Annotated in this window: 13 protein-coding genes; 4 read left to right on the forward strand and 9 right to left on the reverse strand. The window is 70.8% G+C overall.

The window, feature by feature from the left end; all coding sequences use genetic code 11:
* Window positions 1–169: 169 nt before the first annotated feature.
* Window positions 170–2,929: an MMPL family transporter gene (locus AUC47_RS09480; protein WP_096714975.1), complete on the reverse strand. Its 2,760-nt coding sequence runs from the start codon at window positions 2,927–2,929 to the stop codon at window positions 170–172.
* A gap of 122 nt (window positions 2,930–3,051) precedes the next feature.
* On the opposite strand from AUC47_RS09480, the gene AUC47_RS09485 reads away from it, so the two are divergent.
* Complete coding sequence (locus AUC47_RS09485) at window positions 3,052–3,675, forward strand: TetR/AcrR family transcriptional regulator (RefSeq protein WP_096714976.1); 624 nt, start codon at window positions 3,052–3,054, stop codon at window positions 3,673–3,675.
* Window positions 3,676–3,735: 60 nt separating this feature from the next.
* Here the strand turns inward: AUC47_RS09485 and AUC47_RS09490 are convergent, their stop codons facing one another.
* The 4 genes from AUC47_RS09490 to AUC47_RS09505 all read right to left on the reverse strand — a co-directional run bounded on the left by AUC47_RS09490 (window position 3,736) and on the right by AUC47_RS09505 (window position 8,600).
* The gene (locus AUC47_RS09490) at window positions 3,736–5,061 is read right to left on the reverse strand and encodes an MFS transporter (protein ID WP_096714977.1); all 1,326 of its coding nucleotides are present in this window, start codon (window positions 5,059–5,061) and stop codon (window positions 3,736–3,738) included.
* Complete coding sequence (locus tag AUC47_RS09495) at window positions 5,058–5,966, reverse strand: polysaccharide deacetylase family protein (protein ID WP_096714978.1); 909 nt, start codon at window positions 5,964–5,966, stop codon at window positions 5,058–5,060. The genes AUC47_RS09490 and AUC47_RS09495 overlap by 4 nt, the downstream gene beginning before the upstream one ends.
* Window positions 5,963–7,102 (reverse strand): ROK family transcriptional regulator, encoded by a 1,140-nt coding sequence (locus AUC47_RS09500; protein WP_096714979.1) that lies wholly within the window; start codon window positions 7,100–7,102, stop codon window positions 5,963–5,965. The genes AUC47_RS09495 and AUC47_RS09500 overlap by 4 nt, the downstream gene beginning before the upstream one ends.
* Before the next feature lie 64 nt (window positions 7,103–7,166).
* Window positions 7,167–8,600 carry a gamma-aminobutyraldehyde dehydrogenase gene (locus AUC47_RS09505; protein WP_096715020.1) on the reverse strand — a complete coding sequence of 478 codons (1,434 nt, stop codon included), beginning with the start codon at window positions 8,598–8,600 and terminating at the stop codon, window positions 7,167–7,169.
* Between the two features lie 100 nt (window positions 8,601–8,700).
* On the opposite strand from AUC47_RS09505, the gene AUC47_RS09510 reads away from it, so the two are divergent.
* Genes AUC47_RS09510 through AUC47_RS09520 form a run of 3 tightly spaced genes read left to right on the forward strand, consistent with a single transcriptional unit; the run spans window position 8,701 to window position 10,965 of the window.
* Complete coding sequence (locus tag AUC47_RS09510) at window positions 8,701–9,168, forward strand: Lrp/AsnC family transcriptional regulator (RefSeq protein WP_096714980.1); 468 nt, start codon at window positions 8,701–8,703, stop codon at window positions 9,166–9,168.
* Window positions 9,169–9,214: 46 nt separating this feature from the next.
* On the forward strand, window positions 9,215–10,621 hold the full coding sequence (locus AUC47_RS09515; protein WP_096715021.1) for an NAD(P)/FAD-dependent oxidoreductase: 1,407 nt from the start codon (window positions 9,215–9,217) through the stop codon (window positions 10,619–10,621).
* 2 nt (window positions 10,622–10,623) lie between these two features.
* Window positions 10,624–10,965 carry a cupin domain-containing protein gene (locus AUC47_RS09520; RefSeq protein WP_179297575.1) on the forward strand — a complete coding sequence of 114 codons (342 nt, stop codon included), beginning with the start codon at window positions 10,624–10,626 and terminating at the stop codon, window positions 10,963–10,965.
* Window positions 10,966–11,095: 130 nt separating this feature from the next.
* On the opposite strand, the gene AUC47_RS09525 is transcribed toward AUC47_RS09520, so the two are convergent.
* From AUC47_RS09525 to AUC47_RS09540, 4 genes are all read right to left on the reverse strand, one after another.
* A complete protein-coding gene (locus tag AUC47_RS09525; RefSeq protein ID WP_096714982.1) occupies window positions 11,096–12,085 on the reverse strand; it encodes a hypothetical protein in 990 nt (329 codons plus the stop codon).
* 369 nt (window positions 12,086–12,454) lie between these two features.
* The gene (locus AUC47_RS09530; RefSeq protein WP_096714983.1) at window positions 12,455–13,924 is read right to left on the reverse strand and encodes a carboxylesterase/lipase family protein; all 1,470 of its coding nucleotides are present in this window, start codon (window positions 13,922–13,924) and stop codon (window positions 12,455–12,457) included.
* Between the two features lie 28 nt (window positions 13,925–13,952).
* Window positions 13,953–14,879, reverse strand: coding sequence for a DNA-methyltransferase (locus AUC47_RS09535; protein WP_096714984.1), 927 nt, complete (start codon window positions 14,877–14,879; stop codon window positions 13,953–13,955).
* Entirely contained in the window at window positions 14,876–15,925 is a 1,050-nt protein-coding gene (locus AUC47_RS09540; RefSeq protein WP_096714985.1) for a lipoyl protein ligase domain-containing protein, read from the reverse strand. The genes AUC47_RS09535 and AUC47_RS09540 overlap by 4 nt, the downstream gene beginning before the upstream one ends.
* Window positions 15,926–15,941 lie beyond the last annotated feature (16 nt).

Below are 15,941 nucleotides of genomic sequence, written 5' to 3' on the forward strand. Positions count from 1 at the left end.
CCTTCGACGAGTCCCGACGCGGTCATCGCATCGAGGCGCTCGGTCGGGTTCTGGAGCGCCGCGACGAGGATGCCGCCGATCGCGGCGGGCAGCAGCAGGATGCCGAGGATCGTCAGCCAGGTGAGCGAGCGGCGGCCTGTGAGCGAGCGGCGGCCTGTGAGCGAGCGGGTCATGCGTGCACCTCGGTCGTGGTGGAGGAGTGGGCGGCGGTGGCGTCGAGGTCGATCAGGTCGGGGGCGGCGCGACCGGCGGATTCGAGAACCGCGAGCGCCGGCTCGGGTGCGAGCGCGGTCAGCACCACGGCGAGTGTCGGGTCGGCATCGCGCAGACGTGCGGCGAGCTGATCGCGCGCGGCACGGCCGAGTCGGTCGACGCCGTCGACCACGAGGAGCGAGGGGCGTCCGCGCAGGGCCTCCGCGAGGTCGGATGCCGTGTCGCCGGTGTCCGAGACGATCACCGCTCCGACGTGTGCTCGCACCCACGCCGCACGGCCGGGAAGCAGGTGGCCGGCGACGCGGAGGCGCCCGCCGTCGGGCGTGATGCGTCCCGCGAGGGCGAGCGCGAGCACGCGCAGCGCACCGGCTGACGATCCCGTCACGACGGCCGAACCGCGGGGCGGTACCCGCAGACGAAGGGCGCCGATGCCGGCATCCGTGATGGCGAGGTCGTCGGCGGCCACCACCGAGTCGTCACCGGGCCAGTCGGCCAGGTGACGCTCACGCTCGACCGCCTCGCCCTCGATGTCGACGCTCGGCAGGATGCGCTCGAGCCAGGCCGGGATCTGCCAGGCGCGCTCACCGAGGATCGCCATGAGCGCGGGAATGAGCGTCATGCGCACGAGGAAGGCGTCGATCGCGATACCGGCGGCGAGGCCGAGCGCGATCGGCTTGAGGGAGGAGTCGCCCTCCGGCACGAACGCGACGAACACCGCGAACATGATGAGACCGGCCGCCGTGACGACCTTGGCCGAGCCGGTGAACCCGCTGCGCACCGCGCGGAGGGCCGCTGCGCGCCGCGTGACGCGGTCGGCGCTCTTGGCATCTGGGTCGTGCACGTAGTCCTCGCGCATGCGCGAGACGAGGAACACCTGGTAGTCCATCGCGAGACCGAACAGCACACCCATGAGGATGATCGGCATGAAGCTGATGATCGGACCGACCTTCGCGACGTGCAGGGCGTCGGCGAACCAGCCCCACTCGAACACCGCTCCGACCACGCCGAACCCCGCGACGATCGACAGCAGGTATCCGGCGGCGGCTGTCACCGGCACCCAGAGCGACCGGAAGACGATCGTGAGGAGGATCAGCGAGAGGCCGATCACGAAGATGCCGAACGGCAGCAGGGCGTGGCCGAGCTGGTCGGAGATGTCGATGCCGACGGCCGTGAAGCCGGTGACCTTCAGATCGATGCCGTACTCGTCGAGCCACTCGTCGTGGTGTGCGCGGAGCTCGCGCACGAGGTCGGCCGTCGCGGGGTCGTCCGGTGCCGTCTCGGGCACGATCTGCACGATGCCGGTGTCGGCGGTCTCGTTCGGAGTGGCGAGAGCGACCTCCTTCACGCCGTCGATCGTCGCCACCTCGTTGCCGAGGTCCTGCATGAGGGTGAGCGGATCCGTGCTCGTGACGATGGTGCCGGTGAGGATCAGGGGCCCGTTGAACCCGGCACCGAACTCCTCGGCGACCAGGTCGTAGCTCTGCCGCGCCTCCGAGCCCTTCGGCAGCACGCCCGCGTTCGGGAGAGCGAGATTCAGGCTGAGTGCTGGGACGGCGACGACGCCCAGCCCGATCACGACGGCGAGCGATACGAGGATCGGCCGCTTCGTGACCCCGGCGACCCAGCGGTCGCTGAAGCCGCGGCGGGGAGCAGGAGCCTGCCCCTTCTTCGTCTTCGGCACCCGGCGCGGTCGCCCGACGACGCGTCCCTTCATGAAGCCGAGGAGCGCGGGTGTGAGCGTCACGGCGATGGCCACGGCGATCGCGACGGCGACGGACGCGGCGATCCCCATGGTGGTGAGGAACGGGATGCCGGCGAAGCCGAGCCCGACCAGGGCGATGAGCACGGTGACACCCGCGAACACCACGGCGGAGCCGGCGGTGCCGACCGCGCGCGAGGCGGACTCCTCGGGGTCTGTCCCGGCCCTCACCTGGTCCTGATGCCTGGCCATGATGAACAGCGCGTAGTCGATGCCGACGGCGAGTCCGAGCATGAGCGCCAGCAGGGGCGTCGTCGATGAGACGGTGGCGAAGGCGGTGGCGGCGAAGATGCCCGCCATGGAGATTCCGACGCCGAGCACAGCCGTGAGAAGGGGCAGGCCGGCGACGACGAACGAGCGGAACGTGACGATCAGCACGAGCAGCGCGATCAGCAGACCCACCGCCTCGGTCAGCGTCACTCCGGGGATCGACGTCGCGAAGAGGTCGCCGCCGAGCGCGGTCTGCGAGCCCGAGGGAAGCTCGTCGGAGAGGTCGGCGACGACGGCGCGGAGGTCGTCCTTCGTCTGGTCGTCGACGTCACTGGACTGCCCGTCGAACTGCAGGCGGATGATGCCCGCGGTCTGGTCGTCGTTCACCATGCCGCTGACGTTCTCATCGAAGGGCGAGGTCGCGGAGAGCACGGAGTCGTCGAGGTCAGCGAGCTTCTCGACGGCATCCTCGATCTCCGCCCGGTACGGATCGTCGACGATGGAGTCTCCGTCGGCCGCGACCACGATGATCTGCGCGCTCGTGCCGCTCACCTGCGGGAACGAGCGGTTCAGCTGCTCGAGACCCGCCTGTGACTCCGTGCCGGGGATCGAGAACGTGTTGTCGGTCCCGGTGCCGAGAACGAGGGCTCCGGCGCCGGCGAGCCCCAGCGCCAGCAGCCACGACACGAGGACGCGCCAGGGGTGCCGGTACGACCAGCGACCGAGCGAGGACAGGAGTGTGGACACGGGGCTCCTCCGAGGATGCGGGTTGGATACATATCTGTATCCAATACATAGTTGTATCGTAAGGTGGTCCGATCGCCGAAGTCTGTGGACGGGGTGTGAGAATGAGGGGTCAGGAGGATTCGATGACGACGACCGCCACTCGGAGCAGGGAGAACACCCGTGCCCGGCTGCTCGACGCCGCCGCGCAGGTGTTCGCCGAGGTCGGGCTCGAGGGCGCATCCGTCGAGACCGTGTGCGAGCGCGCGGGCTTCACGCGCGGCGCCTTCTACTCGAACTTCGAATCCAAGGACGAGCTGTTCCTCATGCTCGCCGGCCGGGTCGCCGAGCAGCGTGTCGAGGCTGTCCGCGCCCGCGTCGACGAGATCGCCGCCGACGGGGGTCTCATCGAGGACTGCGACCCCGTCGACCTCGTGCAGCAGATCATGGATGCCGGGAGCGACGACCGCCTGAACGTCATGCTCATGAGCGAGATCCGCATCCGCGCCCTGCGCGACGCGCAGTTCGGTGCGGCGTATCTCGCCCAGGAGCGCGAGATGGTGTCGAGCATCGCGACCATCGTGTCGGACATCGTCGACGCGAGCTCGCTCGAACTGCGGATCCCCGCCGATGCTGCCGCCCGCATGCTCATGATCATCTGGGAGGGCATGACGGTGCGCGGCGCGATGGCGGGTCACGACGCCGAGCAGCTGCGGCGCTCCGGCAGCGAGGAGCTCGGCCGGCTCGTGCAGCTCCTGCTCGCGGAGTGACTGCCCGCGGGTGCTGAGCGAGCCGCGCGGGCCGACGTGACGAAACCCGCCGCGCGCAGGTCAGAGGTCGCGGGTGCGGATCGGGTAGAACCAGAAGCACAGCCACGCGAGTGCGGTGAACGCCAACGGCACGACGGCGACCATGATGCGGATGCCGCCGTCGACCGTGTCCGGCTGCGCGTCGCCGAGTGAGGCGTCGAAGCCGGACGACGTGAGCACGGCCGCGGCGACGACGGCCTGGAGCACGACCGACCCGCGTACGACGAAGCCGTTGACCCCGAAGTACGCGCCCTCGCGTCGGTGGCCGGTGCGCACGGCATCCTCGTCGATGATCTGCGACAGGACGACCTCGAGCAGCTGCAGCAGGCCGCCCACGCCGACCCCTACGGCGACGCCGATCAGCGCGGCGGCGAGGACGCTCGTCGGCAGCAGGTAGCCGAGCACGGCGACGCCGAACACCGCGACGCTCCACAGCAGGGCGGTGCGCGGTGAGGTGCGGCGCACGACTGCGCTCCACAGCACGATCGACGGGATGGCCGTCACGAAGATCGCGCCGAGCAGCAGACTGCCGTCGCCCTCGGCCGCGCCCAGCGAGTACCGGACGTAGAAGGGAACGGCGGCGAGGATGACGGCGATCGACGTCTGCACGAACAGCGAGCCGAGCACATAGGGCACGAAAGCGCGGTTGGCGAAGGTGTAGCGCAGCTGCGCTCCCCAGCGCATGGCCTCCGAGGCGGTCTCCGGCACACGCCGCTCGACCATGCCGCCGACGAACGACCACACCAGCAGTGCCAGGCACACGGCCGAGAGCACGATCGCCATTCCCGGCCACCCGATCCAGCCGTAGAGCGCCGGTGCTCCGGCGGTGCCGAGCACCATGCCGAGGATCGCGAAGATCTGCCGGGGCACGTTGCCGCGGGCGCGCTCCTCGGTGGTTCGGAAGATCTCGGGGAACAGGGCGGAGATGTTCAGCACCACGACCACGAACGCGATGTCGTAGACCGCGACGACGACGAGGAACCAGACGATGAGGCCCGGCACAGGCAGCGCCGGCGGCATCCAGACGAGAGCGAATGCGACGACGAGCGGCACGATGCCGAGCCCGATCCACGGGATGCGCCGACCCCACGGGGTGCGGATGCGGTCGGAGAGCGCCCCGACCACCGGGTTCAGCAGCGCGTTGAGCACCCCGTGCGCGATCATCGCGGCGGCGACCCACTCCGGCGGCACCCCGAGCTGCGTGACGTAGAAGTACACGACGAACGCCGAGAACGTCTGCGTCATCAACTGGGTCGGGAAGCCCGACGCCCCGAACGCGATGGTCTGCGCCCTCGTCGGCCCGGCGTCGAGCCTCCGGTCGCGCAGCCGGGTGGTGAGCGAGGTCATGCGCGTCCCTTCCGCTGCAGCTCGCGCAGGGCGCGCCAGCCGATCCGCACGAGCCCCTCGTCGGCGATCACCTGGTGCACGGCGGGGTCGGACAGCAGCCGCAGCTCGTGTCCGCGCTTCTCGGCGGCGAAGTCGACCGCGGACCGCAGCTCGACGTCGTCGACCATCGGATGCAGGTAGATCTCGGTCACGCCCGCGGGGACGGCGCGCAGCAGGGCGATGAATCCGTCGCGCATCTGCTCGTACGTCTCCCCGGGGGCCTGCTCGAACGGATGCGTCCACAGCCGATCGACGATCTCGACGCCCCGGGCATCGGCGGCCGCGGCCGTCTCCGCGAGCTTCCCCCGCAGGGCAGCATCGTCGTCCGAGCCCGCCATCTCCCGCGGCAGCCGGAACGGCAGCCCGTGCCGCGCGGCGATGTCGAAGACCGGGCCGAGGAAGTCGCGCCCCGTGAGCAGGCCGTACACCGAGCCCATGTGGTTGTCGAGATGCGTCACGTCGACCCCGGCATCCAGTGCGGTCTGCACCTGTGCCGCGAGCTCGGCGGCGACGTCGGCCTCGGCGGCATGCTGCTCGACGGCGAGCACCTCGGCCGGGAAGAACCCGGCGTCGTCGACGAGCGTCGTGCCGGTGCCCGTGAGGGGACGCCAGCGATACCGCGTCCACTCGCTCGTCAGCACGAGGTGCACGCCCACGTCGAGATCCCGACGGGATGCCGCGAACGCCAGCGCCTCCGGCGCCCATGCGCACGGCACCATGACTGTGGCCGAGTCGATCGCCCCGTCGCCGAGCAGCCCCATGATGGCGGTGTTCGCGGCGTGGCACATGCCGAAGTCGTCGGCGTTGAGGATGACGGCCCTGGCCCCCGGCTCCAGGCCCAGGCGGTCGGCGAGGTCGGAGCTCATCTCCCGGCCTTGTCGGCCGACGGCACGAGCCGCGAGAACACGGTGGCGCGGAGCGCGGCGGCCGACTCCTGCACGGCACCGACGAGCGGCGCCTCCGGGCCGAACGACGAGACGATGAAGCGCATCGGCAGCTGTGCCGCGAACTCGTCGGCGACCCGGGCGACCGCGTCGACGAGCACGGGATGCGCGGCGGTGCCGCCGAGGATGAACGCCTCGGGGTCGAGGATCAGAGCGACGCTTCCGGCGGCGATCGTGAGACGCCGGCCCATCTCGGCGGCCATGGCGATCGCCGCTTCGTCGCCGTCGGCCGCGGCATCGAGGTGCTGGTCGATCGACGCGTCGGGGTCGCGCCCGTGCACGAGAGCGAGGTCGCGCACGACGGCGTCACCGAGCACGGGCGCGCCGATCGGGAGCGGGGTCTGCGGCAGGTACATCACCTCGCCGGCGACCCCCGAGAAGCCCCGGTGCAGCCGCCCGTCGATGACGACGCCGCCGCCGAGACCGCCGTCGAGCAGCAGCAGGGCGAAGCTCGAGAGCTCGGCGCCGCGGCCGTCGCTCAGCTCGGCGAGCGCGGCCAGGTTCACGTCGTTCTCGACGCGCACGGGGCAGCCGAGCCTGGTCGAGAGCGCCGAGCGGAACGCCCCGCCGTCGGGCCCCTGGTCGTCTCGGATCCCGCCGTCGGCCGTCACGATGCCCGGCACCCCGACGACCGCCACGTGGAGCGGGCCCGCGACGGACGCGAGGCACGCGTCGATCAGCTCGGCGATGTGCTCGACCCGATCGCCCTTGAGCGGGAAGGGCGCATGGTTCTCGACGCGGACCGCACCGGTCGCGTCGACGAGCGCGACATGGGCGGCGACGGTGTCGACGTGCACGGCGGCCGCGAAACCGAGTGCCGGATGCAGCGCGACGCGCCCCGCGGCGGGGCCGCGCGTCTCCCGATCGACGCCGGCGGGGGCGACGGCGTCCGTCCCCTCCAGCATCCGCAGCACCTGGGTCACTGCGGTGCGCGAGAGCCCCGTCTCGGTCATGAGCTCCGCGCGGGTGAGCGGCCCGCGGCGGGCGAGCGATTCGAGGATGGCGCGCCCGTTGAGGGTGCGCAGCAGAGTCTGCGGACCGGCGAGCGGTCGTGCCATGAGGATCCCCCCGGAGTCGACGTGCGACCCAGCATAGACACATCGCGTCCCACCGGTCGAGCGGTCATTCCAGTGCCGTCATCACATGCTTCAGGCGCGTGTAGTCGTCGAAGCCGTACTGCGAGAGATCCTTGCCGTAGCCGGAGTGCTTGAAGCCGCCGTGCGGCATGTCGGACACGAACGGGATGTGGGTGTTGATCCACACGCAGCCGAAGTCGAGGTCGCGCGAGAACCTCATCGCCCGGGTGTGGTCGCGCGTCCACACCGACGAGGCCAGCGCGTAGGGCACGTCGTTCGCCATCGCGAGCGCCTCCTCCTCGGCGTCGAAGGCCTGCACCGTGAGAACCGGCCCGAAGATCTCGCTCTGCACGGCCTCGTCGTCCTGGCGCAGCCCCGTGACGATCGTCGCCTCGTAGAAGTAGCCCCGGTCGCCCTGACGACGCCCGCCGGTCGCGATCGTCGCATGCGCGGGAAGGCGGTCGACCACGCCCGATACCTGGGCGAGCTGTGCCGCGCTGCTGAGCGGGCCGTAGAGCACACCCTCCTCGTGCGGACCGCCCGTGCGGGCATCCGTCTTCGCCTTCTCGACCAGCGCCGCGACGAACTCGTCGTGCACCGAGGAGTGCACGAGCACGCGGGTGGCGGCCGTGCAGTCCTGCCCGGCGTTGAAGAACGCGCCGGTGACGATGCCCGAGGCCGCCTTGTCGAGGTCGGCGTCGGGGAACACGATCGCCGGCGCCTTGCCGCCCAGTTCGAGGTGCACGCGCTTGACGTCGGCGGCGGCCGAGCGCGCCACCGCCATGCCCGCGCGCACCGAGCCGGTGATGGCGACCATCTGGGGCGTCGGATGCTCGACGAGCGCCACCCCGGTGTCGCGGTCGCCGAGCACGACGTTCAGGGTGCCGGCCGGAGTGTGCACCGCCACGATCTCGGCGAGCAGCAGCGTGGTGAGCGGGGTCGACTCGGCGGGCTTCAGCACGACGGTGTTGCCCGCGGCGAGCGCCGGTGCGATCTTCCACACCGCCATGTTGAGCGGGTAGTTCCACGGCGTGACCTGGCCGATGACGCCGATCGGCTCGCGGCGCACGAACGAGGTGTGGCCGGCGAGGTACTCGGCGGCGGCGCGTCCCTCGAGGCTGCGGGCCGCACCGGCGAAGAACCGCAGCTGGTCGATCGACTGCAGGATCTCGTCGGCGACGAGGCCGGCCCGCGGCTTGCCCGTGTCCTTCGACTCCAGATCGGCGAACTCCTCGGCGCGGGCCTGCATCTCGTCGGCGATGCGGAACAGCGCCAGCTGCCGGTCGGCCGGGGTCGTGTCGCGCCAGATCGGGAACGCGGCGGCGGCGGCCGCATAGGCCGCATCGACGTCACTCGCGTCGGAGATCGGCAGCTCGCCGTACGTCTCCTCCGTCGCCGGGTCGATCAACGGCATCCGCTCCGCGCCGTTCACGGGAACGCGTCGACCGCCGATGAAGTTCTGCAAGGGTTCTGTGGCCATGCCCGCCATGCTAGCGAGGGGGTCACGAATACAGAAGGGCAAACTCGAGACGACGATGGAATCAGTTGCCATCGACCTCTTCGCCTGTCAATATCGACATATGAGCGGCCCGACCAAGCATCCGATGCTCGACGACATCTCCAAGCGCATCGTCGAACTCCTGCAGGAGGACGGGCGCCGTCCGTACGCCGAGATCGGCCGCGAGGTCGGCCTCAGCGAGGCCGCGGCCCGCCAGCGCGTGCAGCGCATGACCGAGGCGGGCATCATCCAGATCGTCGCCGTGACCGACCCCATGCAGCTCGGATTCCACCGCATGTCGATGATCGGCATCCGCGTCACCGGCGACCCGCGTGCCGTCGCCGAGAAGCTCACCGAGATCACCGAGCTCGCGTACGTCGTGGTGACCCTCGGCACCTTCGACATCCTCGTCGAGGCGGTGTGCGAGAGCGACGCCGACCTGCTCGACCTCATCGCCACCCGGATCCGCACCATCCCCGGCGTCATCCACACCGAGAGTCTGCTCTACGCAGGACTGTACAAAGACCTCTACAACTGGGGCACGCGCTGACCGCGTCGTCCCCACCATCCGCACGTCGATCCGCACCGGAGTGATCATGGGAACCACCGTCTTCGAACGCCAGCGCCCCTCGGATGCCGTCGTCGACGCGTCCCTGCAGGATACGGCGATGAGCGTCTTCTGGCTCGACGACGTCGAGCGGCCGACGCACCCGCCGCTCACCGGGACCATGGCCGCCGACCTCGTCATCGTCGGCGGCGGCTACGCGGGCCTGTGGACCGCGGTGCGCGCGAAGGAGCGAGAGCCTGAGCGCCGCGTCGTGCTGCTCGAGGCGTCGCGCATCGCGTGGGCGGCGTCCGGTCGCAACGGCGGCTTCTGCGAGGCGAGCCTCACGCACGGCCACGAGAACGGCCTGACCCGGTGGCCGCACGAGATCGACCGGCTCGAGGAGCTCGGCCTCGAGAACCTCGACGGGATCGCTCAGACGGTCGAGCGGTACCGGATGGATGCCGAGTTCGAGCGCACCGGGGCGATCGCCCTGGCCGTCGAGCCGCATCAGGTTGAGTGGCTGCGCGCGGAGGAGGGCTTCCTCGATCGCGATGCCGTGCAGGCCGAGGTGCACTCCCCCACGTTCCTGGCCGGCGCCTGGGACCGGGACGCCACCGCCCTCGTGCATCCCGCGAAGCTCGGCCTCGAGCTCGCGCGGGTGGCCGCCGATCTCGGCGTCGAGATCTTCGAGCACTCGCTCGTGCGGAGCATCGAGGGCGACGGGTCGGGGCCGATGACCGTCGTGACCCGTGACGGCGGCCGCGTGATCGCCGACGACGTCGCGCTCGCGACGAACGTCTTCCCGTCGCTGCTGAAGCGGAATCGCCTGATGACCGTTCCCGTGTACGACTATGTGCTCATGACCGAGCCGCTGAGCGACGAGCAGCTCGCATCGATCGGCTGGTCGAACCGTCAGGGCCTCGCCGACAGCGCGAACCAGTTCCACTACTACCGGCTCACGGCCGACAACCGGATCCTGTTCGGCGGCTATGACGCGGTCTACCACTTCGGCGGCAAGGTGCGCGCCGAGTACGAGGACCGGATGGAGAGCCACCGCAAGCTCGCGTCGCACTTCTTCACGACGTTCCCGCAGCTCGAGGGGCTCCGCTTCACCCACCGCTGGGCCGGGGCGATCGACTCGTCGAGCCGGTTCTGCGCGTTCTTCGGCACCGCCCGCCGCGGACGCGTCGCCTATGCGACCGGCTTCACGGGGCTCGGAGTGGGTGCCGCCCGGTTCGCCGCCGACGTCATGCTCGACGAGCTGTCGGGCGAGAAGACGGAACGCACGGAACTGGCCATGGTCCGCGAGAAGCCCATCCCGTTCCCGCCGGAGCCCGTCGCCTCGATCGGCGTCAACCTCGTCCGGGCGGCGATGGACCGCGCCGATCACAACGAGGGACGGCGCAACCTCTTCCTCAGGACGCTCGACGCCGTCGGCATGGGATTCGACTCGTGACGATGCTTCCGGCGGGGACGGGAGTGGATGCCGCGGCGCTGCCGCTCGCGCACGCGCCGCTTCCGGCATCCGATGTCGTGTCGGGGTCTCCGACCGCGGCGACCGTCGCCCTCGGGGAGATTCGCGGCGTCGAGGTCGGCGTGTGGGAGATGACGCCGGGCACGGCATGCGACAGGGAGGCGGACGAGGTGTTCGTCGTGATGTCCGGCCGCGCTCGCATCGCCTTCCTCGAGCCGGCGCTGCCGTCGATCGAGGTCGGACCGGGGTCGATCGTGCGCCTCGCGGAGGGCATGCGCACGGAGTGGACGGTCACCGAGACCCTCCGCAAGGTCTACGTCGCCTGACGGTCGCGCACCCGCGTTCCCGGCGCGCGCGCCTCACCGCCCTCCCCTCGCGTTGAGTTGGCACCTCCTGCCGCAATTCCTCGCGAATTCCCGCGTGAGGTGCCAACTCAGCGCCCCGGCGCGGGCGCTCCTAGGGTCGCCAGCCCCGACGCAGCAGCACCTCTCGCACGATGCGCGCGGCGACGGGCTCTGCGCCGCGAATATGCGCCGCAGTCAGCCGGACGACCTCGTACCCTTCGGCGACATAGGCGGCGTACTTCTCGATGTCACGATTCCACTGACGGCGCGAGGTGCGGTGATGGTCGCCTTCGATCTCGACGAGAACGCGGAAGTCCCGGTATGCGATCTCCGTGATGCCGAGAAGCCTGCCCCAGTCGTCGCGGATCTCGACGTCCAGCGACGATTCGGGCAGGCCTTCTTGCTCTGCGAGAAGGCGGAAGTCGGTCTCAAGCGGTGACGCGCTGCCGACGCGGATGAGAGGCAGCGCGGCGCGCATCCGCGCGATGCCGCGTCGGCGTCCGGCATCCGTCGCACGCTGCAAGTCGTCGATGGAGGCGAGGGCGCCACCAGGATGCCGGAACCCGCCTGGTCCGCGGGGCTCTCGCACGATCGCGTCGCCGATGCGGACCAGTTCGCGCACCGACATCTCGGCTGCGAGAAGCCCCCAGGTCGATGCCGGATCGGAAGCCCGCACCCCCTCGACCTCGACCACGGCGACGAGATCCTGCGACACCTGGCGACTTCGGATGCCGTGGCGGCGAGGTGCACGATGCGGAGACGGCACAGCGACCTCCAACGGGCCGGAGGGATCGACCGGCATACCCCAGAGCGCTGCCGCTGTGCGACCGGCGAAGAACGCATGCGCGACCATCAGGCGACCGTAGAGTCGCGCTCGGTCCCACAACTCCGCGCGCCGCGCGCGATCAGTGGCGAACGGGTCGGCGTTGTCGTCACGGCCGTCGCCGCGCGAGGCACTGGCGGGCGTCACCAGGAGGCCACGATGCGGATGCGCGACGTCCCGAGCCCGCAGCCGCCCGGTGGACACTCCGGCGGCGCGGGCCTCCTCCCACGTGAAGACCGGACCCAGCGACGAAGGAAGCGGATTCGGATGCCGTGCCATCGCTCGAGTATCGCGGCCGCCAGCCCGGGCGAGCACCGGCGCGAGCGCCAGCGGACGGCATCCCGGGAAAATTCCCATCGGGCCGCGCCTGTGCAGGAGCGATGGTCAGTCGCTCACTCGGCACCTTCTGCCGCAATTGCGCGAAAATTCCCACCTCAGGTGCCAACTGAACAGAGGGGAACGAGCACCCGATCACGGCAACCTCGCGAGGGTATCCGACCCGACCCGACTCAGGTGGCACCTTCTGCCGCAATTGCGCGCGAATTCCCACCTCAGGTGCCAACTGAACAGAGGGGAACGAGCACCCGACGAGCACCCGACGTGCACCCGACCCCCCACCCAACGGGCGCGCCGCGCGCACCGAACCGGTCACACCCCCAGCGGGCGTACGGTCGCGTAGGCGTCAGCGACATCGCGGGTCTCGGTGTCGTACACGCGCACGATGCCGGCATCCCCTTCGTGCCGGGGCCAGCCCGGGTCGCCGTGCGTGACGAAGGCGACCGCTCCGGCGTGCACCTCGTCGGCGAGCTTCTGCGGCGGGTTCGAGCCCGCGAGATTCTCGATGCGCGGGCCGTCGAGGCAGTCGAAGAGGAAGGGCACGTCGAGGCAGTGCTCCGCGAAGCCGAACCGTCCGGAGGGCCAGGAGAACCGGTACACCCAGGTCGGGGCGTCGCCGCGCGCGGAGGACACGCGGAGCACGCCGACCCGGAACATCCGGTCGGTCAGCACGCGACCGGCGAGCCGCGATTTCCCGAGACGCGCGACGTCGGCGTTGGCCGCGAGATAGTCCGCTCGCACCGCGCGCGGCAGCCCGAGCCGGTCGAGCACCACGTTCCGCGGCACCCAGCGCAGGGCCTTCGCCACCGCCCCACCGAACACCATGGTGAACTCGTCGTCGGTGGCGCCGAGCACGAGCGGCTTGTCGGCGCCGACACCGGCTCGCAGCGATTCGCGGGTCGGCCGCGTGATGAGGTCACCGTCGACAGCGGGGCCGAGCGGCAGCCCCTGGTCGACGAGGCCCGCGATCTCGCGGGGGTTCAGGTGCGTCGCGCGCTTCTGCAGCGCCAGCAGTCGCAGCTCACCGACACCCGAGAGTCCCGCGACCGTCGGGGCGACGCCGGCCGAGGCGGCGAGCGCCCGACCGAACGTCTCGGAGCGGGATGCCGCGACATCCGTCAGCGCGGCCGACACCGCGTAGACGCCGTGGAACAGGTGCTGCGCTGCCTCCATCCCCAGCAGCGTGAGCACGGCCCCGCCGCCCGCGGACTGCCCGGCGATCGTCACGCGCCCGGGGTCCCCACCGAACGCGGCGATGTTCTGCTGCACCCACTCGAGCGCGAGCAGCCAGTCCCGCACCCCGCGGTTCGACGGCGCATCCTCGATCCAGCCGAAGCCCTCGAAGCCGAGGCGGTACGAGATCGTCACGGTCACGACGCCGTCGCGGTTGAAGTTCCGCCCGTCGTACCAGGGGCTCGCCGGAGAGCCGGTCGTGAAACCGCCGCCGTGGATCCAGACGAGCACGGGCAGACCGGCGGCATCCGGGTCCGGGGTGAAGACGTTGACGTTGAGCGTCGATGATCCCTCGACGCTCGGCTCGGGGATGAGCGTGTCGCCCTGATCGCCGCGCTGCGCGGTCGCCCCGAACTCCAGCGCATCGCGCACGCCCTCCCAGGGTGTGTGCGGCACCGGGGCGGCGAACCGCAGATCGCCGACGGGCGGCTCCGCGAACGGGATGCCGAGGAACGCGGCCGACCTCGGCGTCCCTCGCCCTCCCGTGGTCGGGCGCCAGCGCCCGCGGACGCGCCCGGCGGCGGTGTCGACCTCGACGAATTCGCTCATCCCCGCAGTCTGCCGGATGCGCAGGGGTTCAGCCGCGAACGACCTCGGCGTGCGGCATCCGCTCGGTCATGACCCGGATCGCCTCGGGGTTGTCGTCGACGAGCACGGCGTCGCGCCCGAGCGCCGAGGCGACCGCTCCCGTCGTGCCGCTGCCGGCAAAGAGATCGAGCACGCGGTCGCCGGGGCGGCTCGACGCCCGCACGATGCGGCGCAGGATGCCCTCGGGCTTCTGGGTCGGATACCCCGTCTTCTCCCGCCCGGTCGTGGGCACGATCGTGTGCCACCACACGTCGGTCGGCAGCTTGCCCCGCGCGGCCTTCTCGGCGGTCACGAGCCCGGGCGCCATGTACGGCTCGCGGTCGACGTCGTCGGAGTTGAACACGTACTCCCGAGGATTCTTCACGTACACGAGGATCGTGTCGTGCTTGGTCGGCCAGCGGCGACGCGACTTCGCCCCGTAGTCGTACGCCCAGATGAGCTCGTTGAGGAAGCAGTCGCGCCCGAAGACGGCATCCAGCATCACCTTGGCGTAGTGCGCCTCACGGTAGTCGAGGTGTAGGTAGAGCGTGCCGTCGTCGGCGAGCAGCCGCCACGCCTCCTCGAGCCGCGGCATGAGGAATGCGCCGTAGTCGTCGAAGCGGTCGTCGTAGGTGCGCAGCATCCCCCGCACCCGCTCGTACCGGTGGCCGTGGAATCCATGCCGCACCTCGGCCGAGCCCGCGGGCTGGCCGGTATCCCCGGCATCCCCCGCCGTCCCGGCATCCTCGGCCTGCTTCGCGTCCGGCGCCGTGCGCCGCGCGGTCACGATCTGCCGCTCCTGCGCCCGGCCGGTGTTGAACGGCGGGTCGAGGTAGACGAGCGTGAAGGATGCCGAGGGCAGTGTCGCGGCGACGGCGAGGTTGTCGCCCTGGATGACGGTGACGGATCCTCGTGCGGGCGCGGACCCGTCCGTCACGGAACCCGGTGCAGCCACGCGTCGGTCGCGAACTTCGACTCGACCAGCGCCTCGGCATCGGCGTACTCGTCGGCCGTGATCGCGCCGTCCTCCGCGCCGGTGAGCGATCGGAACGTCTCGATGAAGCGGTCGATGATCTCGGCGCGCTCGAGACCGGTCTGACTGCGCAGCGGGTCGACGCGCTTCGCCGCCGAGGTTGTGCCCTTGTCGCTGAGCTTCTCGCGGCCGATGCGCAGCACCTCGGTCATGGTCTGCCCGTCGATGTCGTACGACAGCGTGGCATGGTGCAGAACCCCGCCGTTGGCGAGACGCTTCTGCGCGGCCCCGCCGATCTTGCCCGAGGAGCTCGCGATGTCGTTGAGCGGCTGGTACACCGCGTCGATGCCGAGCGAGCGCAGCGCCTGCAGCACCCAGTCGTCGAGGAAGGCGTAGGAGTCGGCGAACGTCATGCCCTGCACGAGGGATGCCGGCACGTACAGCGAGTACGTGATGATCTGCCCCGCGGCCATGAGCATGGCGCCGCCGCCCGAGATGCGGCGCACGACGTCGAAGCCGTGGCGCTCCGCGCCCTGGGGGTCGACCTCATTGCGATACGACTGGAAGGAGCCGATCACGACCGCGGACTGGTCCCACTCCCAGATGCGCAGGGTGGGGCGCCGACGCCCCTCGCCGACGCGCGAGGTGAGCACCTCGTCGAGGGCCAGGTTCATGCGAGGCGACACAGCCTTCTCGTGCACGATCTCCCAGTCGAAGTCGCGCCAGCCGGGGGCGGTGACGAGGGCGCGGCGCACGGCCGTGCCGACGGCCTCGGGGGTGAAGCCGAGCAGCTGCGCGCCCTCGGGAAGGGCGCTGCGCACGGCGGCCGCGATGGCCGTGGCGTCGGATTCGACCGGAAGACCTGTCACCGCCGCGTCGATGTCGGCGAGAGCGGTGTCGGGCTCGAGGAAGAAGTCCCCGGCGAGACGGAAACGGGCGATCCGACCGTCCTCCACATCGAGGTCGACGACGACGAGCTTGCCCCCTGGGACCTTGTATTCACCGTGCACGGTTCCAGCTTAAGGC

This window comes from Microbacterium sp. SZ1, from assembly GCF_002362255.1.
Taxonomy (GTDB): domain Bacteria; phylum Actinomycetota; class Actinomycetes; order Actinomycetales; family Microbacteriaceae; genus Microbacterium.

What these genes read in the sequence shown, in the direction of transcription:
- AUC47_RS09485 (WP_096714976.1), top strand. Translation starts at nt 3,052, where the DNA reads ATGACGACGACCGCCACTCGGAGCAGGGAGAACACCCGTGCCCGGCTG.
- AUC47_RS09490 (WP_096714977.1), bottom strand. Translation starts at nt 5,061, where the DNA reads ATGACCTCGCTCACCACCCGGCTGCGCGACCGGAGGCTCGACGCCGGG.
- AUC47_RS09495 (WP_096714978.1), bottom strand. Translation starts at nt 5,966, where the DNA reads ATGAGCTCCGACCTCGCCGACCGCCTGGGCCTGGAGCCGGGGGCCAGG.
- AUC47_RS09500 (WP_096714979.1), bottom strand. Translation starts at nt 7,102, where the DNA reads ATGGCACGACCGCTCGCCGGTCCGCAGACTCTGCTGCGCACCCTCAAC.
- AUC47_RS09505 (WP_096715020.1), bottom strand. Translation starts at nt 8,600, where the DNA reads ATGGCCACAGAACCCTTGCAGAACTTCATCGGCGGTCGACGCGTTCCC.
- AUC47_RS09510 (WP_096714980.1), top strand. Translation starts at nt 8,701, where the DNA reads ATGAGCGGCCCGACCAAGCATCCGATGCTCGACGACATCTCCAAGCGC.
- AUC47_RS09515 (WP_096715021.1), top strand. Translation starts at nt 9,215, where the DNA reads ATGGGAACCACCGTCTTCGAACGCCAGCGCCCCTCGGATGCCGTCGTC.
- AUC47_RS09520 (WP_179297575.1), top strand. Translation starts at nt 10,624, where the DNA reads ATGCTTCCGGCGGGGACGGGAGTGGATGCCGCGGCGCTGCCGCTCGCG.
- AUC47_RS09525 (WP_096714982.1), bottom strand. Translation starts at nt 12,085, where the DNA reads ATGGCACGGCATCCGAATCCGCTTCCTTCGTCGCTGGGTCCGGTCTTC.
- AUC47_RS09530 (WP_096714983.1), bottom strand. Translation starts at nt 13,924, where the DNA reads ATGAGCGAATTCGTCGAGGTCGACACCGCCGCCGGGCGCGTCCGCGGG.